Source organism: Nocardia citri, from assembly GCF_054065835.1.
In genome coordinates, this window is sequence record NZ_JBSUQM010000009.1 from 17920 (window position 1) to 39884 (window position 21965).

Consider the following 21965-nt stretch of genomic DNA (forward strand, 5'->3'; position numbering starts at 1 on the left):
CGAACGGTTGTCGCCGCGTAAATTCGGTGCGGTGAGCCATCGTCCAGCCCTCCACAGATCAGCCGCCGCCGTCTCCGCCGTGCTGCTCGTGGTAGTCGCGCTGGTGGCCGGATGCACGACCGACAAAGGCGGTAAGAGTGACTCCGCCAAAGACAACACCCCCGTCGCGAAGGTCACGCTGACACCGGGCGCCGACGCCAAGAACGTCAACCCGACCACACCGATCTCGGTGACCGTCACCGACGGCACCATCGATCAGATCGCGCTGACCAATGCCAACGGCAAGCAGGTCACCGGCGAACTCGCCGCGGACCGGCACAGCTTCCAGACCACCGAACCGCTCGGTTACAACGCCAAATACAAATGGTCCGGCACCGCGGTCGGCGCCGACCACAAGCCGGTCCCGATCGACGGCAGCTTCACCACCCTGGCACCGAAGAACACCTTCCCCGCGACCGTCAATATCGCCGATAACCAGGAAGTCGGCATCGCCGCGCCGATCATCTTGCAGTTCAAGGGTTCCGTGCAGAACAAGGCCGCGGTGGAGAAGGCGCTCACCATCACCACGAATCCGCCGACCGAGGGCGCCTGGGCCTGGTTCCCGGACGACAACGGCGGCTCGCGCGTGCATTGGCGGCCGAAGGACTACTGGGTGCCCGGCACCACCGTGCACATCGGGGCCAAGCTATACGGTCTGGATCTCGGCGGCGGGAATTACGGATATTCCGATCTCACTTCGGATTTCCGCATCGGCCGTAGCCAGATCGTGAAGGCCAGCGCACCGAGCCATCGCATACAGGTCGTGCGCGACGGACAGGTCGTCTTCGATTTCCCGGTCAGCTACGGCCAGGGCAATGAGGCGCGCAATGTCACGCGCTCCGGTGTGCACGTCGTCACCGAGAAGTACGAAGACTTCATGATGTCGAATCCGCCGTTCTACACCAACGTTCGCGAACGCTGGGCCGTACGCATCTCCAATAATGGTGAATTCATTCACGCCAACCCGGAATCCCTTACAGCGCAGGGTTCTTCGAATGTCACCAACGGCTGCATCAATCTGTCGCCGACCGACGCGCAGGCCTACTTCCCGACCGCCCTCTACGGCGATCCGGTCGAGGTGACCGGCACATCGATCGCGCTGTCGGCCGCCGACGGCGATCTCTATGACTGGACCATCGACTGGAATACTTGGACCGGGCTGTCGGCATTGCAGGGCGAGCCCAAGAATCCGGTATCCGCGACACCCGTGCCGCCGCTGCCGGCCGGTGGTCGCTGAGCTAGGCAAACCCGGCGCAACATGCGACGATCGGACGCGTGACCAGCAGACCCGCCAAGGAGGACAACCTACGCGACCTCGCGCGCCTGCGCCGCGTCCGGGACCGGATCGACCGGGAGTACGCGCAACCGCTGGACGTCGAGGCGCTCGCGCGGGACGCGCACATGTCAGCGGGGCATCTGAGCCGCCAGTTCAAGGCCGCCTACGGCGAGTCGCCGTACTCGTACCTGATGACGCGGCGCATCGAGCGCGCTATGTCGCTGTTGCGGCGTGGCGATCTCAGCGTCACCGAGGTCTGCTTCGCGGTCGGCTGCCAGTCGCTGGGCACCTTCAGCACTCGATTCACCGAGTTGGTCGGAATACCGCCGAGCGCCTACCGGGAGCAGGCGGTGCATGCCCCCGTGGATCTGCCGACGCTCGTCGTGAAACGGGTGACGAGACCGATCAGGAATCGAGAAGCGCAGCTCACCTAGGCGCAACTAGCGTGAATGCCATGGACATCACCATTCAAGCGAGCTTCCTCCCGCAGGACGACCCGGAGGCCGCCCTGGCCTTCTACCGCGACGCCCTCGGCTTCGAACTCCGCAAAGACGTCGGATTCAACGGGATGCGCTGGCTCACTGTAGGCCCGGTCGACCAGCCCGGCACATCCATCGTTCTGCACCCCCCGGCCGCCGACCCCGGCATCACCGATGACGAGCGCCGCACCATCGCCGAGATGATGGCCAAGGGCACCTACGCCAGCATCCTGCTGGGGACCAAGGATGTCGACGCCACCTTCGAGAAGGTGCAGGCCGCCGATGCCGAGGTCGTCCAGGAGCCGACCGATCAGCCGTACGGGGTTCGCGACTGCGCCTTCCGGGATCCGGCGGGCAATATGGTCCGTATTCAGCAGGTCAGCTGAGCGTTCGAGCAAATCACCGCATAGCTGCCGACGCCGTTGGTGCCGCTGGCCACCGGCGTCCGGCAGACAATGGCCACTGACCACTGCCGAATAACTACCGAACGCTCTGGTCGGAGCTGATGAGATCGAGCCAGCCGACTCCGACGGTGAGCGCGCGAGCGGCCCGCGCAATAGATGGAGAAACGATGAGCACAGTATCGCGAAGCGATTCCACGAGGGGTGGTGGTCGAGTGGCAGGTGGGCCGACCGACAAGACGGACGGACCAGCGCCCGCCTCGCATGCTGCCGACAGCCACGATCTGATCCGCGTGCTCGGCGCGCGCGTGAACAACCTCAGGGACATCAGCATCGCGATCCCGAAGCGCCGGCTGACGGTGTTCACCGGTGTGTCCGGTTCGGGTAAGAGTTCGCTGGTATTCGACACCATCGCCGCGGAGTCGCAGCGGCTGATCAACGAGACCTACAGCACCTTCGTGCAGGGTTTCATGCCCACGCTGGCGCGGCCGGAGGTCGACGTGCTCGACGGGCTGACCACTGCGATCATCGTCGATCAGCAACGGATGGGCGCCGATCCGCGCTCCACGGTCGGCACGGCCACCGACGCCAACGCGATGCTGCGCATCCTGTTCAGCCGACTCGGGCAGCCGCATATCGGCTCGCCGCAGGCGTTCTCCTTCAATGTCGCGTCGATCAGCGGTGCGGGTGCGGTCGCGATCGAACGCGCCGGGAAGACGGTGAAGGAGCGCCGCAGCTTCAGCATTACCGGTGGTATGTGTCCGCGCTGTGAGGGCCGGGGTGCGGTCAACGATATCGATCTGACCCAGCTGTACGACGACACCAAATCCCTGAACGAGGGCGCGCTCACCATTCCGGGCTACAGCATGGATGGCTGGTTCGGCCGCATCTTCGCCGGCTGCGGCTTTTTCGATCCAGATAAGCCGATCAAAAAGTACAACAAGCGTGAACTCGACGATCTGCTGTACAAGGAGCCGACCAAGATCAAGGTCGAGGGTATCAATCTCACCTATGAGGGCCTGATCCCGCGGATCCGCAAGTCGATGCTGTCCAAGGACGTCGACGCGCTGCAGCCGCATATCCGCGCCTTCGTGGAGCGCGCGGTCACCTTCCAGACCTGTCCCGAATGCGAGGGCACCCGACTCAGCGAATTGGCGCGCTCGTCGAAGATCGAAGGCATCAGCATTGCCGACGCCTGCGCCATGCAGATCAGCGATCTGGCCGAATGGGTCAGCGGGCTGAACGAACCGTCGGTGGCGCCGCTGCTGACCTCACTGCGGCACACTCTCGACTCGTTCGTGGAGATCGGGCTCGGTTACCTTTCGCTGGACCGGCCCGCGGGCACGCTGTCGGGCGGTGAGGCGCAGCGCGTCAAGATGATCCGCCATCTCGGCTCCTCGCTCACCGACGTCACCTACGTTTTCGACGAGCCGACCGCGGGGTTGCACCCGCATGACATCCAGCGGATGAACGAACTACTGCTGCGGCTGCGGGATAAGGGCAATACGGTGCTGGTCGTCGAGCACAAGCCGGAGACGATCGTCATCGCCGACCACATCGTCGACCTGGGCCCCGGCGCCGGTACGTCCGGCGGCACTGTCTGCTTCGAGGGCAGCGTCGATGGGCTGCGCGGCAGCGGCACCATCACCGGCCGCCACTTCGACGACCGGGCCGCGCTGAAGGATACGGTGCGAAAGCCCAACGGCGCCTTGGAGATTCGTGGCGCTTCGACGAACAACCTGCGCGACGTCGATGTCGATATCCCGCTCGGTGTGCTCGCCGTCATCACCGGTGTCGCAGGCTCGGGAAAGAGCTCACTCGTACACGGATCGATACCCCCTGGCGCGGGCGTCGTATCCGTCGACCAGGGCGCGATCCGCGGCTCCCGGCGGAGCAACCCGGCAACCTACACCGGACTGCTCGACCCGATCCGCAAGGCATTCGCGAAGGAAAACGGCGTCAAGCCAGCGCTTTTCAGTGCCAATTCCGAGGGCGCATGCCCCAACTGCAATGGCGCGGGCGTCATCTACACCGACCTCGCGGTCATGGCCGGCGTCGCCACCACCTGTGAGGAGTGCGAGGGTAAACGGTTCCAGGCCGCGGTGCTCGAGTACCACCTCGGCGGCCGCGACATCAGCGAGGTGCTCGCGATGCCGGTGACCGAGGCGCAGGAGTTCTTCAGCGCGGGCGCGGCGCGCACACCGGCCGCGGAAAAGATCCTCGACCGGCTCGCCGACGTCGGGCTGGGCTATCTCACCCTCGGTCAGCCGCTCACCACGCTGTCCGGCGGCGAGCGGCAGCGGCTCAAACTGGCCACCCACATGGCCGAGAAGGGCGGCGTGTACGTCCTCGACGAGCCGACAACGGGTCTGCACCTCGCCGACGTCGAGCAGCTGCTCGGTCTGCTCGACCGGCTGGTCGACTCCGGCAAGTCGGTCATCGTCATCGAGCACCACCAGGCCGTCATGGCGCATGCCGATTGGATCATCGACCTCGGTCCCGGCGCGGGCCACGACGGCGGCAAGATCATCTTCGAGGGCACCCCTGCCGACCTGGTCGCCGAGCGCGCCACCCGCACCGGCGAACACCTCGCGGCATACGTCGGCGCCTGAACGACATTCACCTCTGCCCGGACGTCCGGGCAGGGGCGAAACATATTCGGCGGTTACCGCGCAGCGCTCTTTTCGACGAGCGAACCGTCCCTACCGAAGGATTCGATGTCGACGGTGGACCTCTTCTGCTGCTCGGCCAGCAGATCGCGGATCTCGATGAGCAATTCGACCTCGGTCGGCTCGGCCACCTTGGCGGTGCCGAAGCGGTTCTTCAGGGTCTTCATCGGCACCATCAGCACGAAGTACAGCACCGCGGCGACCAGCACGAAGTCGATGAACGCAGTGATAATCGGCCCGATCGCGATGAAAGTGGCGGGCTTATCGGCGACCAGCTGAACGCCGAGCCCCAGCTCATTGGTCTTACCCAATACCGCGAGCAGCGGATTGATGATCCCCTTGGTCACCGCTGTCACCACCGCGGTGAACGCGGTACCCATGACCACCGCGACGGCGAGATCGATGACGTTCCCGCGCATCAGGAAATCTTTGAACCCCTTGAGCATGAGCCGAGCAACTCCAATCCGGACTTGTCCGCCTGCCCACGCCGTGTTCCGGGCGTCGGGTGCCACTCGAGTTCACATCCGGGCCGGCGGTCGGGTGTCAGCTAGGTTTTGGGCGTGCCCGGTGAGTTAGCCATGTACTTGCGAAATCGGTTGTCGCCTCCATGGTGACGACAGAAATCGATCCTGTCAGCCGCGGCGCGCGAAGCGACCCGGACCGGCCTGGTCACGTGGCTTGACGATGATCTGGTCCAGATTCACATGGGACGGTCGCGCGGCCACGAACCCGATGATCTCCGCGATATCCTGCGCGACCAGCGGATCAATACCCTCGTACACCTTGGCCGCCCGCTCCGCGTCCCCGGCGAATCGCACCAGTGAGAACTCGGTCTCCACTGCGCCGGGCGCGATTTCGGTGAGTCGCACGGGCTGGCCGAGCAATTCGCCGCGCAAGGTGCGATGCAGAACGGCCTGCGCGTGCTTGGCCGAGGTGTAGCCGGAGCCGTTGTCGTAGGCTTCGAAGGCGGCGACCGAGGTGATGGTGACGATGAGCCCGTCGCCCGAGGCGATCAGCTTGGGCAGCAAAGCCTTGGTCACCCGCAGCGTGCCGAGCACATTGGTTTCCCACATCCAGCGCCAGTCGTCCAGGTCCGCCTCGGTCACCGGGGCCAGGCCCTTCGCACCGCCCGCATTGTTGACGAGCACATCGGCGTTCTCGATCGCATCGGTGAAGGCGCGCACGGAATCTTGCGAGGTCACGTCGAGTTCGAGTGCGGTGCCGCCGATTTCGTCGGCGAGGCGGTGCAGCCGATCGAGCCTGCGCGCGCCGACGTACACGTGATAGCCCTGTTTGGCGAGTTCCCGGGCGGTGGCCGCGCCGATTCCCGAGCTGGCTCCGGTGACGACGGCAGTGCGAATGCTCATGAACCCGATCCTAAGTGCAGAACATTTGCTGGTGACTGCACCTGTTGCGTGGATCACCGCATGCGGAGCGAGCCCGTTAGCCTCGGTGCATGGCTATTCGGGAAGCGGTCAGTGCGGACGGAACGGGCATCGTCTATCGAGTCGGTGGCCCGGCAGAGGGTCGGCCGCTGGTGCTGGTACATGGTTGGGCGGCCAATCTGCAGTGCTGGGGCGCGGCCGCGGACGAGCTGGCCGAGCGCTTTCGGGTACTCGCTGTCGACCTGCGTGGTCACGGCTACTCCGATGCTCCGGAGACCGGCTACGACGATCCGCAGAACTGGGCCGCCGATATCGCCGTGGTGCTCGCCGCCGAGGGCATCGAATCCGGTGCGGTGCTGCTCGGCTGGTCCTACGGCGGCATCGTGATCAGCGACTATCTGACCGCCTACGGGACCGGCGCGGTCGCGGGCGTCATCTACTCGGGTTCGATGGTCAATATCGGCCACGCCCCCGGTGCGGCGATCGGTCCGGCGATGCAGCAGGCCATTCCCGGGGTCTTCGAGGAGAGTGCGGGTCGGGCGTTGCGTGCCTTCGGCGCCTTCGGCAATGCCAATACCGGTCCCGATCCGGATAAGGGCGTCGACGCGCAGCGCTTCTTCGGCGCCAGCCTCGCCACCCCGCCCCGGGTGCGCAAGGCGCTGTTCTACCGGACCGTCGACAACACCGAAACGTTACGTGCCCTGGACATTCCGGTGCTCGTCCTGCACGGAACCAAGGATCCGGTCGTGCCGATCGAGAATGGCCGATACATCCTCGAGGTCGTGCCCGACGGCCGCGCATCGTTCTGGGAGGATGCGCAGCACGGGCTTTTCATCGAGGATCGCGCCCGCTTCGTCGCCGAGGTGAGCGCGTTCGTCGACGGTTTGAATTAGCTGTCCGAAATTCGCTGGCGCCACACACTGGACCAGAGCAGACCAGTCGTGTCCGGTGTCGGGATCGGCGCCGGTCGGATTTTGTGCACCGCGCGTGAAAACCTTTACGAAACTGCTGTGACGGCTGTCACTTGGTCCGGTTGCGGTGTCTGGGTTGGGGAGTCCAACGTGCACTATGGACGTGTGAGTCAACGCCCGGACCTACGGCCGAATCGGATAGCCGTGTTATCGGTGCACACCTCACCACTTGCTCAACCGGGTACCGGCGATGCGGGCGGCATGAACGTCTACGTGCTGCAAACCGCCGTTCAGCTGGCCCGACGCGGCACCGAGGTCGAGATCTTCACCCGGGCCACGTCCTCGAACGTGCCGGCGGTCCAGGAGGCGGCCCCGGGTGTCTTGGTGCGCAATGTGGTGGCGGGTCCGTTCGAGGGGCTGGACAAGCACGATCTGCCGACCCAGCTGTGCTCGTTCACGGCCGAGGTGCTGCGCCAGGAGGCCAGACATCTGCCCGGTCACTACGACCTCGTCCATTCGCACTACTGGCTCTCCGGTCAGGTCGGCTGGCTCGCACGGGACCGCTGGCGGGTGCCGCTGGTGCACACCGCGCACACGCTGGCGGCGGTGAAGAACGCGGCACTCGCCGAAGGCGACTGCCCCGAGCCGGCGACCCGCGAGATCGGCGAGAAGCAGGTGATCGCCGAGGCCGATCGGATGGTCGCCAATACCGCGGAGGAGGCGCGCCAGCTCGTCGAGCTGTACGGCGCCGATCCCGAACGCATCGATGTGGTGCCACCCGGCGCGGATCTGGCGCGCTACCGTCCCGGTGAGAAGGTCGCGGCCCGAGCCGAATTGGGCCTGGCGAACGACGAGCGGATCGTCGCGTTCATCGGCCGCATCCAGCCGCTCAAGGCCCCGGACGTGCTGGTCCGCGCGGCTGCCGAACTGCTGCACCGGGACCCGGCGCGCAAGCTGCGGGTGCTCATCGTCGGCGGACCCTCCGGCACCGGACTGGAGCGCCCCGACGCCCTGATCGAACTCGCCGCCGCGCTCGGCATCGCCGAACACGTCACCTTCCTGCCGCCGCAGCCCCCGGAGCGCCTGGTACAGGTGTATCGGGCCGCCGACCTGGTCGCGGTGCCCAGTTACAACGAATCCTTCGGTCTGGTCGCCATCGAGGCGCAGGCCAGCGGCACCCCGGTACTCGCGGCCGATGTCGGTGGACTCGGCACCGCCGTGCGACATGGTGAGACCGGCCTGCTCGTCCCCGGACATCGAACTCCGGACTGGGCCGATGCCCTGGGGCACCTGCTCGATGATGGCGAGCGACTGCGCCGGATGGGGCTGCGCGCGGTAGAGCACGCCGACCACTTCTCCTGGGAACACACCGCGGACGGCCTGCTCGCCAGTTATTCGGCGGCACTGACCGATTTCCATGCGCCGCGCACGGGCCGCCACCAGGTCTTCGAGGCCGCGCTGGCGGAGTTGCCGGAGGAACACGCCGGCCTCGCGGGGGAACGCGGCGCTGTTCTCCTCGGCGAGAGCAGTCAGGCCAGATCGCGGGTGCTGTGGCGGCGCCGGACGGGAGCGCACCGATGAGTACGGCAGTCGCGACCGCACGGCTGATCGACGAAACGCTGCGCGAGCGCGAGATCGAGTACACCCATCCCAGCCCGGAGACCTTCGTTGTCATCCTGCCTGGTGAGCGCAAACTCCAGACCACCGTGATGCTCACCGTCGGCAAACACGGACTGCGGATCGAATCGTTCGTCTGCCGCAAGCCCGACGAGAATTTCGAGGGCGTGTACAAATTCCTGCTGCGCCGCAACCGCCGCCTCTACGGTGTGGCCTACACCCTGGACCGCATCGGCGATATCTACCTGGTCGGCCGCACCGCCGTCCACGCCGTCACCCCCGACGAACTGGACCGCATCTTCGGCCAGATCCTCGAGGCCGTCGACGCCGACTTCAATGTCCTGCTGGAACTCGGCTTCGCCGAATCCATTCGCCGCGAATGGAAGTGGCGGGTATCGCGTGGTGAATCCCTGCAGAACCTGCGCGCCTTCGAGCATCTGGTCGAAGCTGCCGACCAGCCCTGACATCCTGGTCCGAGCCGAGCGCCGGGGCCGTACTACATCATTCGGATCAGTGTTGCCGCCTGATTTCGTGCCGGACCCGATTCCGGCTCCGGCAGGCCGTCGCTGGGTGACGGCATAGCCGATCGGGCGCCGGTGTGGTCCCCCTCGAGCGACAATCGCGCTGTGGCGCACTGTTCGTAGTGGTCGGCGAGGTACAAGGAGGCGCCCGGCGATGATGGTTCTTGCTCTGGATATCGGCGCGACGAAATTCGCCGCCGGGGTGGTCTACGCGGGCCGGAAGGTGCGTGATGTGCGCCGGGTCGATGTGCCTCGGGAGTCGGTGTGGGCGGCCTGCCGCGAACTGCTGCTGGAAGTGGCCGGTCGCACACCGGTTTCGGCGATCGGGATAGGTTCGGCCGGACCGGTCGATGTGCGGACCGGTGTCACCAGGGCGCTGAACATTCCGGAATGGAAGCCGGGCTTTCCGATCGTGGCCGAGGTACAGCGGCTGTTCCCTTCCGCAGCGGTGCGATTCGCTATCGACGGGGCCTGCCTCGCGCTGGCCGAACATCATGTCGGCGCGCTGCGCGGCATGCCGAACGGCCTGGCCATGACCGTCTCCTCGGGCATCGGCGGCGGCTTCATCGCCGACGGCAGGGTGGTGCTCGGGCGTACCGGTAATGCCGGCCACGTCGGCCACATCGTGGTGCCGGGTTGGGATGTGCCGTGTGAATGCGGCGGCATCGGCTGCGTCGAGGCGATCGCCAGCGGCATGTCGTCGGTGCGCTGGGCGCGCGAACAGGGCTGGCGCGGTGCGACCGGCGCCGACCTGGCCGAGGCCGCGCACCTCGGCGATGAGATCGCATTGGCCGCACTGCACCGGGCGGGAACCGCACTGGGCGCGGCCATCGCCTCGGCGGCCGCGACGCTGGATATCGATCGGGTGGTGATCGGCGGCGGCTTCGCGCAATCGGGCGAGCCGCTCTGGCAACCGCTGCGCGCGGCACTGACCCGACACGCGGGCTTGGACTTCCTCCGCGAGCTGCGGGTGGTGCCGTCGCGAATCACCAATGGCGCCACCCTCGTCGGCGCGGGCGTGCTCGCCGCTGGCCACGATACGGCCGATGTCATCTCCTGAGCAGTGGGAACGGATGCGAGGCCGGTTCGCGCACATGCCAGAATGGCCTGCATGACGTACACCCTCGTGTTGCTGCGCCACGGCGAGAGCGAATGGAATGCCCTGAACCTTTTCACCGGCTGGGTTGATGTGCACCTGACCGACAAGGGCATCGCCGAGGGTAAGCGCGCCGGGGAACTGCTGGCCGAACATGGCATCTTGCCCGATATGGTCTACACCTCGCTGCTGCGTCGCGCGATCAGCACCGCGAATATCGCGCTGGACGCGGCCGACCGGCATTGGATTCCGGTCGTGCGCGACTGGCGCCTCAACGAGCGCCACTACGGCGATCTGCAGGGCAAGAACAAGGCGCAGGTCCGCGACCAGTACGGCGACGACCAGTTCATGCTGTGGCGGCGCAGCTACGACACCCCGCCGCCGCCGATCGATGTGGCCAACGAGTACAGCCAGGAGAACGACCCGCGCTACGAGGGCATCGATATCCCCAAGACCGAATGCCTGCTCGACGTGGTGAACCGGATGGTGCCGTACTGGGAGTCGACCATCTCCAAGGATCTGCTCTCGGGCAAGACCATTCTCGTTGCGGCGCACGGCAATTCGCTGCGCGCCCTGGTCAAGCACCTGGACCGGATCTCGGATGACGAGATCGCGGGCCTGAACATCCCTACCGGCATTCCGCTGCGCTACGAGCTGGACGAGAACTTGCGCCCGGTGCGCCCGCGCGAATACCTGGACCCCGAGGCCGCCGCCGCGGGTGCCGCGGCCGTCGCCAGCCAGGGCGGCAAATAAGCACCTACCTCGAGACGGCAACGCGTCGCGACCGGACTCGGTCGCGGCGCGGGGGGAGTAGACGACCCTTGATATCGCCCTGCCCGCCACCGAGGCGTTGCTGCCACCGGGGCACCGCCTGCGCGCGGGCAACTTCCCCAAGGGTCTGTCGATACTGATCGATACAGGCCGGAAGCCACAGCCCGTGCAACCGATCCGAATCGGCCGAGTTTCGTGAATATCCCGATGCGGGGAAGCCCGGGCTGGTAAGCCGTATCCGGTCCGAGCGTGCACCTCTCGCGCATTCATGCTCGAATCCGCGGGGTATGGGCGGTCGTGCACGCTCGGACCGGGTCCGAACACTGGTCGTCCACGGCGAATGCCGCAACGGGTGTCATGACGGTCGAACATGTCGATCCGGTGGTGTTCCCGCCCCATGGCGTCTATGGCGCACCGGATGGAGTCCATGACCCTCATCGGGCGCTACCGCTACGGCGAGGCCGCGCCCCGCGTCGAACACGAATTCACCGACGCTGGACGCGATCTGCTCATGCCGATCTGCGCCTCGGCGAATGGGCCGATCGCTATGGCGACGCGGTGGGGCGGCAATGTCGGATTCGGACGGGTGAAACGATCCGGACTTCGTCGCGAGAACAGCGCGTAAACAAGCGGCTAACGGGCCTGGAAGTACCTATGACCTGCGCGAAACTTCGCGTACCCCGAGTTGGGTTGTCGGTTGGCGACCGTACGATTCAAGTGTGAGTGTTCCCCAGGCCGTCCTGCTGGCAGTCCTCGCGTCTGTCGTCGGCTTGGCAGTCGGCGGGCTACTGATCCCGTTCGTGAACGCCCGGCAGGCGGCCCGCAGCCAGGAGGATTCCGGTCTGACCATGTCGCAGGTGCTGGACCTGATCGTGCTCGCTTCCGAGAGCGGCATCGCCGTCGTCGATGAATACCGCGATGTGGTGCTGGTCAACCCGCGCGCCGAAGAACTGGGCCTGGTCCGCAACCGACTACTCGACGAACGCGCCTGGGCGGCGGTGGAGAAGGTGCTCGCCACCGGCGAATCCGCCGAATTCGATCTCACCGCGAAGAACCCGATGCCCGGCCGCAGCCGGATCGCGGTGCGCGGGGTGGCCAGGCAGCTATCGCGCGAGGAGACCAGTTTCACCGTGCTGTTCGCCGACGACGATTCCGAACAGGCCCGCATGGAGGCCACCCGTCGGGACTTCGTCGCCAATGTCAGCCACGAACTCAAGACTCCCGTCGGCGCGATGAGCCTACTGGCCGAGGCCATGCTGGAATCGGCCGACGATCCCGAGGCGGTCCGGCACTTCGGTCAGCGCGTACTCGGTGAATCCCGGCGCCTGGGCAAGATGGTGACCGAATTGATCGCGCTGTCGCGACTGCAGGGCGCCGAAAAGCTACCCGAGCTCGAGGTGGTCGACGTCGACACCGTGGTCATGCAGGCGGTCGATCGCTCTCGCACCGCCGCCGAGGCCGCGGGGATCACCGTCAGCACCGATCGCCCGAGTGGACTCGAGGTGCTCGGCGACGAAACCCTGCTCGTCACCGCACTGTCGAACCTGGTGGAGAACGCCATCGCGTACTCGCCCACCGGCTCCCACGTTTCGGTGAGCCGCTCTCTGCGCGGCGATCACGTCGCGATGGCCGTGACCGATCGCGGCATCGGCATCGCCAAGGAAGATCAGGAGCGGGTGTTCGAACGTTTCTTCCGATCCGATAAGGCACGCGCGCGAGCCACCGGTGGTACCGGACTCGGGCTGGCTATCGTCAAGCATGTGGCGGCCAATCACAACGGTGAGATCACCCTGTGGAGCAAGCTCGGCACCGGATCGACGTTCACCCTGCGAATACCTGCCCACCATGAATCCGGCGGCGAAGAAGAGGTCGACGGTGTCGAGGTGAGCATGAGAGAAATACACCCGCGCCCCATGGGGCCGGGCAGACCGAATGGTGTGGAGGCACGCAGATGACGAGTGTTCTGATCGTCGAAGATGAGGAGTCGCTGGCCGATCCGCTCGCGTTCCTGCTGCGCAAGGAGGGCTTCGAGGTCACCGTCGTCGGTGACGGACCATCCGCGCTCGCCGAATTCGACCGCTCCGGCGCCGATATCGTACTGCTCGACCTCATGCTGCCCGGCATGAGCGGCACCGACGTATGTAAACAGCTGCGCACTCGCAGTGGCGTCCCGGTGATCATGGTCACCGCACGCGACAGCGAAATCGACAAGGTGGTCGGCCTGGAACTCGGCGCCGACGACTACGTAACCAAGCCGTACTCCGCCCGCGAACTGATCGCCCGCATCCGGGCCGTGCTGCGCCGCGGCGCGGGCGATGAACTGGACGGGGGCAATGAGAGCAATGTGCTCGAGGCCGGACCGGTCCGGATGGATGTCGACCGCCACACCGTGCACGTCAACGGCAGGCAGGTCACCCTGCCGCTGAAGGAATTCGATCTGCTCGAATATCTGCTGCGCAATTCCGGCCGCGTGCTGACCCGCGGCCAGCTGATCGACCGCGTCTGGGGTGCCGATTACGTCGGCGACACCAAGACCCTCGACGTGCACGTCAAGCGGTTGCGCTCGAAGATCGAGGGTGATCCGGCCAAGCCGGAGCACCTGGTCACCGTACGCGGCCTCGGCTACAAGCTCGAGGCTTGACCGCCGCCCCGAATATTTTGCCGATCGGGTAGGCGAGGCAAGACGCGCGTCACGGACCGGCGGTCGTGACGGTCACCGGTCTCGGGCCTACCCGGCGATTTGCCCGTGTGCTTGCGAAATCAGGTGATACGCAGGCAAAAGATTCGCAGCAACCGAGGCCCCGACAACCTCGGTGCTGCTGCTTATCCGGATCAGGGCAGGTAGACCCAGGTGGGGCCGAGGCCGGGGACGTCCTGCTTGTGCAGGGTGATCCAGCCGAGATCGTCTTCCTGCATGCATTCGTAGACGTCGGCCGCGCTGGTGCCACGGCAGGCGATGGTGTGCGAGATGCCGTACGGGCTCATGATCAGGTTCTTGCCGTTCGCCTGAGCGTTGATCGCCTCCGGGGTGTTGGCGGGCAGGAAGTCGGCGGTGAAATCAGCGTATTTGGCCGGGTCGCCATTGGGTTCGGCATGCGCGGCACCGGTCAGTGCGGCGGTGGTACCGAGCGCGATAGCGGTCAGGGTCAGAGCTTTCTTCAACATGAGCGCACATCCAACCGCATCTGAGTGAAGCTCGCATGGCGGGGAGGTGAATCACCTCTGCTCGAGCGCCGCCGGACGCAGTTCGTCGCTAGCGTCTGCGCTCGGCCGAGCGCAGACGAGCCCGCCTATGCACATCTCACGCCGACTGATCGGCAATGGGTTGGTCGGATTTCATCCGGTCGGCATGCACGGTCGCCGGATGGATCGCGATCAGGCCCAGTCCCTCGCGCCGCTTGCAGTGCCTGGCCAGCTCTTCATAGGCCGGTATGCCCAGCAACTCCTTCAGTTCGGGAGCGTAGGACTGCCACACCGGGCGGGTGCCGACGTGGGCGTCGGGGGAGCCCGAGCAGTACCAGTCGAGGTCCTCGCCGCCGGGACCCCAGCCGCGCCGGTCGTATTCGGTGATAGTGGTCTTCAGGATCTGCACGCCGTCGGGGCGATCCACCCAGTCCTGGGTGCGTCGGATCGGCAGCTGCCAGCACACATCCGGCTTCACCTCGAGCGGCTCGATGCCCTTGCGCAGCGCCATGGTGTGCAGCGCGCAGCCGACGCCGCCCGCGAAGCCGGGACGGTTCAGGAAAATGCAGGCGCCATCGAAGCGCCGGGTGCGCAGGGCGGGCTCGTCCTCGAGCTCGTCGAGCTCCAGATAGCCCTGCTTGGTGATCTTGCCGTCGGAGTCGGTCGCCTCGTCCATCAGCTGCCAGTCGCTCGGTGTGAGCTTTTTCACAGCATTGGTCAGGCGCTTGCGGTCGTCCTTGTCGGAAAGGAACGCTCCGTGCGAGCAGCAGCCGTCATCGGGGCGGTCGCTGAGAATTCCCTGACAGGCCGGAGTTCCGAAGACGCACGTCCAGCGCGACAGCAGCCAGGTCAAATCCGCGACGATTACATGCTCGTCGTTTGCGGGATCCACGAACTCGATCCATTCACGGGGAAAATCGAGATCGACCTCCGGCGCCGGATCGATCTTTCCCGCTGGTCGGGGCCTCTTGGAGCCGCTCACGACTCCACCTCGCTGGTGCTCGGCTCCGTCGTGCGCGATTGCGCGCGGTGCTTGCTGGTTCGCTCGCTGCGCTCACTCATTGCTGCGCCTACGGTCACACTTCAGGACGCTAACAGTTCAGGCGCCTGGGCTGAAGGCCTGGATCACCCAGTACCGTATTCATGTGCGGCTTGGGGTACTCGATGTCGGAAGCAATACCGTCCACCTGCTTGTGGTGGACGCCCATCGCGGTGGTCACCCGATGCCGATGAGCTCGACGAAGGCCACTCTCCGGCTATCGGAGAATATGGACTCCGATGGTCGGATCACCGTCCAGGGGGCCGAACGGCTGATCGCGACGGTCGCCGAATTCGCCAGCATCGCCGAGACCTCCGGGTGCGTCGAACTGATGCCGTTCGCGACCTCGGCGCTGCGTGAGGCCGCGAATTCCGATGAAGTGCTCGCCACGGTTCGCACCGAAACGGGCGTCGAACTGCAGGTTCTCTCTGGTGTCGACGAGGCCCGGCTCACCTTCCTCGCCGTGCGGCGGTGGTACGGCTGGAGCCCGGGCAGGATCCTCAATCTCGACATCGGCGGCGGCTCGCTGGAAATGACCAACGGCGGCGACGAGGAACCCGATGTCGCGCTCTCCCTGCAACTCGGCGCTGGGAGATTGACCAGAGAATGGCTGAGCTCGGATCCGCCGGGCAAGCGCCGCGTCGCGGTGCTGCGCGATTGGCTCGACGCGGAACTCGTCGCACCGACGAGACAGCTGCTGGAGGCCGGCAAACCGGATCTCGCCGTCGGCACCTCGAAGACATTTCGCTCCCTTTCCCGATTGACCGGAGCGGCACCCTCTTCGGCGGGACTGCGCGTGCGCCGTACACTCACCAGCTCAGGTCTGCGCCAACTGATTGCCTTCATCTCGAGAATGACGGCGGCGGACCGTGCAGAATTGGAAGGCGTAAGTTCCGATCGGTCACAGCAATTGGTGGCTGGTGCGCTGGTCGCGGAGGCGAGTATGCGGGCACTATCGCTGGATACCCTGGAGATTTGTCCGTGGGCACTGCGCGAAGGGCTCATCCTGCGCAAACTGGATACCGATATGAACGGCGGACCGCGGGCTACGGCATTGCCGGGTGCCGTTGTGGACGCGAGTGGTAAGCCGGTGCCCGGCGGCGGTCTATCGGACCCGATCGAAACGGTGTCGTCATGAGTGAGGATTCCAAGCAGCTATCGGTTGCCGAGCTGCTGGCACGCAACGGACAGCAGGGCGCGGCATCGTCCGGTGGTGGCGGACGGCGGCGGCGCAGCGGTCGCGGCATCTCGGTGGCCGAGCTGACCGGTGACCTGCCCGCCATTCCGGTCGGCGGCGGTGGCCATTCCGCGCACGCCGCACCCGCCGACGACGACGAACCGGCCTACGAGCCACCCGCGCCCGAATCCAACGGGTTCGACGCGTCGGGTTACCAACCCTCCGGTTTCCAGTCCGGCGGCTATGCGTCTGGTTTCGAAACGCCTGCGCCGGAACCCGCGTCGTCCGCGGCACCGGATCCAGCGCGTGACGCCACGCCCGAATTACCCAACTACTCGCCGATGTCGGGGCCGATCACCCCATACGACCCGCTCTCGGCGTACGCCGCCCCGGAGGCGCCCGCCGATCCGCAGGGCGCGCCGGGCTGGTCGAGCCGGGTCATGCCGGGGCGGGAAATGCCTGGCGCCGATTCGGCGCGATATGCCGCGCCCGCGGATCCGCTATCCGCGCCGATATCGGATCTGTACGCCCCGGCGCCCGATCCGTACACGCGGGATCCGCTGGCCGATGCCGCCCCGGCAGTCGACTCCGGACGCACCGGCCGCCGTCGTCGGTATGCCGAACCGGAGCAAGACACTCCCGACGTACCGGCGCTGCGTGAACTCGGCCACGGCATCGGTCGCCGCGGCGCGGACACGCCGCCCGACCCGCACCGGGACGGCGCCAGACCCGGCGGTCGGGCCGCTCGGCGACGGGCGGCGGAGGCAGCCGAGGCGGCCGAAGCCGGACCCGCGACAGTGGGATGGTCGCCGTCCACCAGTGGCTTCGCCCAGGAATCCGCGCCGCCGCCGATGCCCGCGCCGCCGATGCCCCCGCTACCGGATGGTCCGGCACGCCCGGGCCTCGAGCGCGGCGCCCACCCCGAGCCGCCGGATCAGCGAAGATCCGCACGCCGGGACGGTCCGGTCGAAGGCGCTCTGCCAGCCTGGTCGGCGCGCAGACATGTACCGCCGAAGAACAGCGCGCTCGAGTCCGAGGGCATCCCCACCGCCGCGTGGTCGCTGGCCAGTCAGGATCAACAGCTCGTCTCGGGCCAGACCGTCGCGGGCGACCTGCTGCGTGACGAAGTCGAACGCGCCGAGGCGGAGCGGGCGAACAGCCGCGTCGCCGAGCGCAACGGGTGGGGACGGCGCGGTCGATCGAAACGTGATACCGGTCCCGAGCCGGATGAGGTGTACGACGGTCTAACCGATGTGTACGAACCGTTCCCGACCGGTGATGCCCTCGACGACGACGAGGATTTCGACGGCGACGATGTCGGTTCGGACCACTCCTTCGCTTCCCGCCTGTCCCCGAGACGGGCGCGCTCGCGCTTCGCACGCAGGTCGGACTATGACGCCAATCGCCGACAGTGGATGATTCTCGGCGGTCAGAGCACCGGCGCGGCGGTCGCCGGAATGTTGCTGTTCAAGGGCTTCGAGCGCATGTGGGAAATGCTGCCCTGGGTGGCGCTGTGCCTGGCGATGATCGTGATCCTGGGCCTGGTGGCATTGGTGCGCATACTGCGGCGCACCGATGACATCCTCAGCACGGTGATAGCGGTCGTTGTCGGCATCTTCGTCACCTTGGGACCGCTAGCCTTTCTACTCAGTACGAACTGAGCAGGGAGCGACTGTGGGGAACATCGGGCAGGCGGACGACACCGGATCAGCGGGCGCGACCAGAGGCCGCGCTCCCGATCTCGATGTGTGCACCGAACCCCATTCGCTTGATGCACCGATCGGCGGATCCGCCGGTCAGCAGATCCTCGTCGGCCTCTCGACGGCCTCGGTATATCCGCAGAACACCGAGTCGGCCTTTCGATACGCGGCCGAAATCGGTTACGACGGAATCGAATTGATGGTCTGGGCCGAACCGGCCAGCCAGAGCATCGCCGCGGTTCAGGCCTATTCCCGCAAATACGGTGTGCCGATCCTGGCGATCCACGCACCGTGCCTGCTGATCTCGCAGCGGGTGTGGGGTTCGGATCCGGTGGCCAAACTCGAGCGCAGTGTGCGCACCGCCGAGGCGCTCGGCGCCGGCACCGTGGTGGTACATCCACCATTCCGCTGGCAGCGTAGGTATGCGCAGGGCTTCGCCGATCAGGTGGCCGAGTTGGAGGAGCACAGCCACGTCATCGTGGCGGTGGAGAATATGTTCCCCATGCGCGCGGACACCCTCTTCGGTCGCAAGAGCGGGGCGGTGAAGCGACTGGAGCGTCGCGGCGGACCCGGTCCCGGTCTCACCGCGTTCAGCCCGTCCTACGATCCGACCGATACCGGATTCCAGCACTACACTCTCGATCTCTCACATACCGCGACCGCCGGTGCCGATCCGCTGGCCCTTGCCGCGCGGATGGGCCTGGGCCTTGCGCATCTGCATCTCGCCGACGGCCGCGGTGCGGCGCACGATGAGCATCTGGTCCCGGGCGAGGGCACCCAGCCCTGTGTCGAGTTGTGCGCGGCGCTGCTGCGTTCCGGTTTCGCCGGCCACGCGATCGCCGAGATCAATACCCAGAACGCGCGCACCGCCCAGGACCGCGCGGGCATGCTGAACCGCACACTGGACTTCGCTAGAACCCACCTCAGCACACCCGCTCCGGCACCCACGCACGCCAACCAGGTGTGACGTCGCACCGATCTGGCGACAGAGGGGAATTCCGACCGCGAATCGCTTCGTTCTAGGCTGCACGAACGCTGTGTCCCGCCGACGCGGCCGACCGACGACAGGAGTGACGATGCCGGAGTTGACCGCTGAAACCGAGCAGGCCATCACGACAAACGCACCCTTCAGCCGGGTGTGCAAGCTGACCGAACTGTTGTCCGCCACCCCGGATACCGGTCGCTACCTGGGCATCATCGATAAGATCTGGACCATCGGCCCGAAGGTGCACGGCGGCACCATGGTCGCGACCAGCGCCGCCGCGGCTACCCGCTGGTTGCGCGCATCCGATCCGGCCCTGGTCGCCATGGCACCGATCGCGGCGAGCTCGGACTTCCTGGGCGCACCCGAACCGGGTGAGGTCGAATACGAGGTGCACATCCGCAAGATCGGCCGCCAGATCTGCCTGGTCGATGTGAACCTGATCCAGAGCGGGCGCACGCTGGTGCACACCGCGTTCACCTTCGGTCATCTCGACGATGCCGATCCGATCTACGCACCCGCGCACGGTGATATGCCGGTCGAACCGCCCGCCGATGCCGTCGGTTACCGGGATTCGTCAATCGGCGAGCTCGTCCATATGACGCAAGGGGTCGAACTGTTCATCGACCGGGAGTCGGCCCGATTCCTCGACGGCGCGAAAGGTGAACCGCGCCTGCGCCTTTGGATGCGCCCATTCGACGGCGATCGGCAGGATCCCGATATCGCCATGTACTTCGCGATCATGTCCGCTGATATGAGCCCGCCCGTCACGGTGAACCTCGGCCACTTCGGTTGGGCCCCGACGGTTCAGATGACCACCTATCTGCGCCGCCGTCCGGCCCCGGGCTGGATGCGGATCGTCGCGACCAGCCATGAGGTCGGCGAGCGTATGTTCGACGAGGACCAGCTCATTCTCGACTCCACCGGCGCCGTCGTCGCGCAGAGCCGTCAGCTCGCGCTGGTGCCGCAGCAGCCATAGGTCCGGCTGTTCCCCAGCGCCGAGCCGATATGGTCGCGCGACTAGCCTTAGGCCCATGACGAGAGTTGCGGTGATCGGTGGCGGTCGCATCGGGGAGGCGTTGATCGCCGGATTGCTCGAATCCGGACGCGCGGTGAAGGATCTGGTTGTCGTAGAGACCCATGCCGATCGGGCCGAACTCATCGGCGACAGGTTCGGCGTGCGGGTCACCGATTCGATCGCGGACGCGATCGTCGGCGCGGATGTTCTGGTCATCGCGGTCAAGCCGAGTGACGTGGATACGGTCCTGACTCAGCTCGGCAAGGCCGAACTCGACGCCGACCGCGATCAGATCCTGGTGTCGCTGGCGGCGGGTGTGCCGACGGCGCGGCTGGAGAACAAGCTGCCTGCCGGCTTCCCCGTGGTGCGGGTGATGCCGAATACCCCGATGCTGGTCGGCCAGGGCATGAGTGTGCTGGCACCGGGCCGCTACGCCCGCTCGGAACAGTTGGCCGAGGTGACCGAGTTGCTCGGCGCGGTCGGCAAGGTGGCGACGGTGACCGAGGCGCAGATGGACGCGGTGACCGCGGTCTCGGGTTCGGGACCCGCGTACTTCTTCCTGGTGGTCGAGGCCATGATCGATGCCGGTGTCGGGCTCGGTCTGACCCGCGACGTCGCCACCGAACTCGTGGTGCAGACCATGGTCGGCTCGGCCGCCCTGCTGGAGAGCACCGGCCAGACCGCCGTCGAATTGCGCGCCGCCGTGACCTCGCCGGCGGGCACGACCGCAGCCGCGGTGCGGGAATTGGAGCGCGGCGGGGTGCGCTCGGCCTTCCTCGAGGCTTTGCACGCTGCGAAGCATCGATCCGCTGAACAGGGCGCGCACGACGGTGCGGGCGGCAGCGCGTCCTGATCGTCCTGAGCGGGCGATGATCGAACACCGCGCATCTATGGGGTGACCGGTCGGTTCCCTGCATGTAAACCTGATTTCTCACACCCGTCGCAGTAATCCCACAGGTCCCGCTAAGCTTCAAGGAGCACGTGCGTGTCTGTTCCGCCGGTGGGGAAGCCGGCGGCGCGGACGTGCCGGAGGTCAGTGGTGCGATGATGTCTAACAAGATGTCTGCGAATAGTTCGGGGACGTCGCCAGGAAGTTCCGGACAATCGGGTGGCCGGGCCGGTTCCCGAACCCAAGGCGGTTCGGCGGCTCCGTCGCAATCGGTGCTCGGTGGAGGTACTCAGTTCCTCACGGTCGCCGAGGTTGCGAGCCTTATGCGAGTGTCCAAGATGACGGTCTATCGGTTGGTGCACTCGGGTGAGTTACCCGCCGTGCGCGTCGGTCGTTCGTTCCGTGTGCACGCCAAGGCGGTGCACGACTACCTGGAGACGTCCTACTTCGACGCTGGATGAGGCGGTTTCATCAGGTTGCCGGTGTCCCGGTAGGATGAACCCTCGGTTCGTGTGCGCCTGCCGGCGGCACCGCTTTGTGGTGTCCGGTGCCAGCTGGCGGCGCGGACGCTGAAATAGGCGTACGTGATTGGCGTGCGCGCCGAGTAGAGAGAACGCGAGGACGACCCTATGGGTTCTGTGATCAAGAAGCGCCGCAAGCGCATGTCGAAGAAGAAGCACCGCAAGCTGCTTCGCCGCACGCGCGTTCAGCGGCGCAAACTCGGCAAGTAAGTCCGGCCGCAGCGACTGCTTGCAGGTCGCTCGAAAGGGGCAGCGCGTCAACTGGAGGGCCCGTCACCGATTGGTGGCGGG

The 21965-nt window shown here is 66.3% G+C and carries 23 protein-coding genes; 19 read left to right on the plus strand and 4 right to left on the minus strand.

Annotation, left to right across the window (positions count from 1 at the left end; genetic code table 11):
• Positions 1-31 precede the first annotated feature (31 nt).
• From ACW2Q0_RS15495 to ACW2Q0_RS15510, 4 genes are all read left to right on the plus strand, one after another.
• Positions 32-1276, plus strand: a complete 1245-nt coding sequence (locus ACW2Q0_RS15495) for a L,D-transpeptidase (protein ID WP_457190605.1) — start codon at positions 32-34, stop codon at positions 1274-1276.
• A 38-nt stretch (positions 1277-1314) separates the two neighbouring features.
• Positions 1315-1749, plus strand: coding sequence for a helix-turn-helix transcriptional regulator (locus ACW2Q0_RS15500; protein ID WP_457190607.1), 435 nt, complete (start codon positions 1315-1317; stop codon positions 1747-1749).
• A gap of 20 nt (positions 1750-1769) precedes the next feature.
• Positions 1770-2180: a VOC family protein gene (locus ACW2Q0_RS15505; protein WP_457190609.1), complete on the plus strand. Its 411-nt coding sequence runs from the start codon at positions 1770-1772 to the stop codon at positions 2178-2180.
• Positions 2181-2365: 185 nt separating this feature from the next.
• The gene (locus ACW2Q0_RS15510; protein ID WP_457190611.1) at positions 2366-4807 is read left to right on the plus strand and encodes an ATP-binding cassette domain-containing protein; all 2442 of its coding nucleotides are present in this window, start codon (positions 2366-2368) and stop codon (positions 4805-4807) included.
• Positions 4808-4860: 53 nt separating this feature from the next.
• Here ACW2Q0_RS15510 and mscL read toward each other — a convergent pair whose 3' ends face one another.
• Positions 4861-5310 carry a large conductance mechanosensitive channel protein MscL gene (gene mscL, locus ACW2Q0_RS15515; RefSeq protein WP_457190613.1) on the minus strand — a complete coding sequence of 150 codons (450 nt, stop codon included), beginning with the start codon at positions 5308-5310 and terminating at the stop codon, positions 4861-4863.
• Positions 5311-5496: 186 nt separating this feature from the next.
• On the minus strand, positions 5497-6231 hold the full coding sequence (locus ACW2Q0_RS15520; RefSeq protein ID WP_457190615.1) for an SDR family NAD(P)-dependent oxidoreductase: 735 nt from the start codon (positions 6229-6231) through the stop codon (positions 5497-5499).
• A gap of 89 nt (positions 6232-6320) precedes the next feature.
• Between ACW2Q0_RS15520 and ACW2Q0_RS15525 the strand changes: the two genes are divergently transcribed.
• From ACW2Q0_RS15525 to ACW2Q0_RS15560, 8 genes are all read left to right on the plus strand, one after another.
• The gene (locus ACW2Q0_RS15525; protein ID WP_457190617.1) at positions 6321-7142 is read left to right on the plus strand and encodes an alpha/beta fold hydrolase; all 822 of its coding nucleotides are present in this window, start codon (positions 6321-6323) and stop codon (positions 7140-7142) included.
• Between the two features lie 183 nt (positions 7143-7325).
• The gene (gene mshA, locus ACW2Q0_RS15530; protein ID WP_457190619.1) at positions 7326-8741 is read left to right on the plus strand and encodes a D-inositol-3-phosphate glycosyltransferase; all 1416 of its coding nucleotides are present in this window, start codon (positions 7326-7328) and stop codon (positions 8739-8741) included.
• Positions 8738-9241, plus strand: a complete 504-nt coding sequence (locus tag ACW2Q0_RS15535; RefSeq protein WP_457190621.1) for a YbjN domain-containing protein — start codon at positions 8738-8740, stop codon at positions 9239-9241. Before mshA ends, ACW2Q0_RS15535 begins: the two co-directional genes overlap by 4 nt.
• A 211-nt stretch (positions 9242-9452) precedes the next feature.
• Positions 9453-10358, plus strand: coding sequence for an ROK family protein (locus tag ACW2Q0_RS15540; RefSeq protein ID WP_457190623.1), 906 nt, complete (start codon positions 9453-9455; stop codon positions 10356-10358).
• A gap of 51 nt (positions 10359-10409) precedes the next feature.
• Positions 10410-11147 (plus strand): phosphoglyceromutase, encoded by a 738-nt coding sequence (locus ACW2Q0_RS15545; protein WP_457190625.1) that lies wholly within the window; start codon positions 10410-10412, stop codon positions 11145-11147.
• A 445-nt stretch (positions 11148-11592) separates the two neighbouring features.
• A complete protein-coding gene (locus tag ACW2Q0_RS15550; RefSeq protein WP_457190626.1) occupies positions 11593-11790 on the plus strand; it encodes a hypothetical protein in 198 nt (65 codons plus the stop codon).
• 94 nt (positions 11791-11884) lie between these two features.
• Positions 11885-13120 carry a sensor histidine kinase gene (locus ACW2Q0_RS15555; protein WP_457190627.1) on the plus strand — a complete coding sequence of 412 codons (1236 nt, stop codon included), beginning with the start codon at positions 11885-11887 and terminating at the stop codon, positions 13118-13120.
• Positions 13117-13806, plus strand: a complete 690-nt coding sequence (locus ACW2Q0_RS15560) for a response regulator transcription factor (RefSeq protein ID WP_062983697.1) — start codon at positions 13117-13119, stop codon at positions 13804-13806. Before ACW2Q0_RS15555 ends, ACW2Q0_RS15560 begins: the two co-directional genes overlap by 4 nt.
• A gap of 191 nt (positions 13807-13997) precedes the next feature.
• On the opposite strand, the gene ACW2Q0_RS15565 is transcribed toward ACW2Q0_RS15560, so the two are convergent.
• The gene (locus tag ACW2Q0_RS15565; RefSeq protein ID WP_457190630.1) at positions 13998-14330 is read right to left on the minus strand and encodes a hypothetical protein; all 333 of its coding nucleotides are present in this window, start codon (positions 14328-14330) and stop codon (positions 13998-14000) included.
• Positions 14331-14466: 136 nt separating this feature from the next.
• Positions 14467-15330 carry a hypothetical protein gene (locus tag ACW2Q0_RS15570; RefSeq protein ID WP_457190632.1) on the minus strand — a complete coding sequence of 288 codons (864 nt, stop codon included), beginning with the start codon at positions 15328-15330 and terminating at the stop codon, positions 14467-14469.
• Positions 15331-15493: 163 nt separating this feature from the next.
• Here ACW2Q0_RS15570 and ACW2Q0_RS15575 point away from each other — a divergent pair, with 163 nt between their 5' ends.
• The 7 genes from ACW2Q0_RS15575 to ACW2Q0_RS15605 all read left to right on the plus strand — a co-directional run bounded on the left by ACW2Q0_RS15575 (position 15494) and on the right by ACW2Q0_RS15605 (position 21884).
• On the plus strand, positions 15494-16525 hold the full coding sequence (locus ACW2Q0_RS15575; protein WP_457190634.1) for a Ppx/GppA phosphatase family protein: 1032 nt from the start codon (positions 15494-15496) through the stop codon (positions 16523-16525).
• The gene (locus ACW2Q0_RS15580; protein ID WP_457190636.1) at positions 16522-18225 is read left to right on the plus strand and encodes a hypothetical protein; all 1704 of its coding nucleotides are present in this window, start codon (positions 16522-16524) and stop codon (positions 18223-18225) included. The genes ACW2Q0_RS15575 and ACW2Q0_RS15580 overlap by 4 nt, the downstream gene beginning before the upstream one ends.
• An 85-nt stretch (positions 18226-18310) precedes the next feature.
• Positions 18311-19231 carry a sugar phosphate isomerase/epimerase family protein gene (locus ACW2Q0_RS15585; RefSeq protein WP_457190880.1) on the plus strand — a complete coding sequence of 307 codons (921 nt, stop codon included), beginning with the start codon at positions 18311-18313 and terminating at the stop codon, positions 19229-19231.
• 109 nt (positions 19232-19340) lie between these two features.
• Positions 19341-20225, plus strand: coding sequence for a thioesterase family protein (locus ACW2Q0_RS15590; RefSeq protein ID WP_457190638.1), 885 nt, complete (start codon positions 19341-19343; stop codon positions 20223-20225).
• Between the two features lie 55 nt (positions 20226-20280).
• A complete protein-coding gene (gene proC / locus ACW2Q0_RS15595; protein WP_457190640.1) occupies positions 20281-21117 on the plus strand; it encodes a pyrroline-5-carboxylate reductase in 837 nt (278 codons plus the stop codon).
• Positions 21118-21323: 206 nt separating this feature from the next.
• Positions 21324-21614: a helix-turn-helix domain-containing protein gene (locus ACW2Q0_RS15600; protein WP_457190642.1), complete on the plus strand. Its 291-nt coding sequence runs from the start codon at positions 21324-21326 to the stop codon at positions 21612-21614.
• Positions 21615-21782: 168 nt separating this feature from the next.
• Positions 21783-21884 carry a 30S ribosomal protein bS22 gene (locus tag ACW2Q0_RS15605; protein WP_003402602.1) on the plus strand — a complete coding sequence of 34 codons (102 nt, stop codon included), beginning with the start codon at positions 21783-21785 and terminating at the stop codon, positions 21882-21884.
• The last annotated feature ends 81 nt before the right edge of the window (positions 21885-21965 follow it).

Excerpts from the sequence above, each read along its gene's own strand:
- ACW2Q0_RS15535 (WP_457190621.1), top strand. The coding sequence starts at position 8,738 with ATGAGTACGGCAGTCGCGACCGCACGGCTGATCGACGAAACGCTGCGC.
- ACW2Q0_RS15545 (WP_457190625.1), top strand. The coding sequence starts at position 10,410 with ATGACGTACACCCTCGTGTTGCTGCGCCACGGCGAGAGCGAATGGAAT.
- ACW2Q0_RS15600 (WP_457190642.1), top strand. The coding sequence starts at position 21,324 with ATGTCTGCGAATAGTTCGGGGACGTCGCCAGGAAGTTCCGGACAATCG.
- ACW2Q0_RS15525 (WP_457190617.1), top strand. The coding sequence starts at position 6,321 with ATGGCTATTCGGGAAGCGGTCAGTGCGGACGGAACGGGCATCGTCTAT.
- ACW2Q0_RS15540 (WP_457190623.1), top strand. The coding sequence starts at position 9,453 with ATGATGGTTCTTGCTCTGGATATCGGCGCGACGAAATTCGCCGCCGGG.
- ACW2Q0_RS15590 (WP_457190638.1), top strand. The coding sequence starts at position 19,341 with ATGCCGGAGTTGACCGCTGAAACCGAGCAGGCCATCACGACAAACGCA.
- ACW2Q0_RS15505 (WP_457190609.1), top strand. The coding sequence starts at position 1,770 with ATGGACATCACCATTCAAGCGAGCTTCCTCCCGCAGGACGACCCGGAG.
- mscL (WP_457190613.1), bottom strand. The coding sequence starts at position 5,310 with ATGCTCAAGGGGTTCAAAGATTTCCTGATGCGCGGGAACGTCATCGAT.
- ACW2Q0_RS15510 (WP_457190611.1), top strand. The coding sequence starts at position 2,366 with ATGAGCACAGTATCGCGAAGCGATTCCACGAGGGGTGGTGGTCGAGTG.
- ACW2Q0_RS15605 (WP_003402602.1), top strand. The coding sequence starts at position 21,783 with ATGGGTTCTGTGATCAAGAAGCGCCGCAAGCGCATGTCGAAGAAGAAG.
- ACW2Q0_RS15580 (WP_457190636.1), top strand. The coding sequence starts at position 16,522 with ATGAGTGAGGATTCCAAGCAGCTATCGGTTGCCGAGCTGCTGGCACGC.
- ACW2Q0_RS15565 (WP_457190630.1), bottom strand. The coding sequence starts at position 14,330 with ATGTTGAAGAAAGCTCTGACCCTGACCGCTATCGCGCTCGGTACCACC.
- ACW2Q0_RS15520 (WP_457190615.1), bottom strand. The coding sequence starts at position 6,231 with ATGAGCATTCGCACTGCCGTCGTCACCGGAGCCAGCTCGGGAATCGGC.
- proC (WP_457190640.1), top strand. The coding sequence starts at position 20,281 with ATGACGAGAGTTGCGGTGATCGGTGGCGGTCGCATCGGGGAGGCGTTG.
- ACW2Q0_RS15560 (WP_062983697.1), top strand. The coding sequence starts at position 13,117 with ATGACGAGTGTTCTGATCGTCGAAGATGAGGAGTCGCTGGCCGATCCG.
- ACW2Q0_RS15550 (WP_457190626.1), top strand. The coding sequence starts at position 11,593 with ATGACCCTCATCGGGCGCTACCGCTACGGCGAGGCCGCGCCCCGCGTC.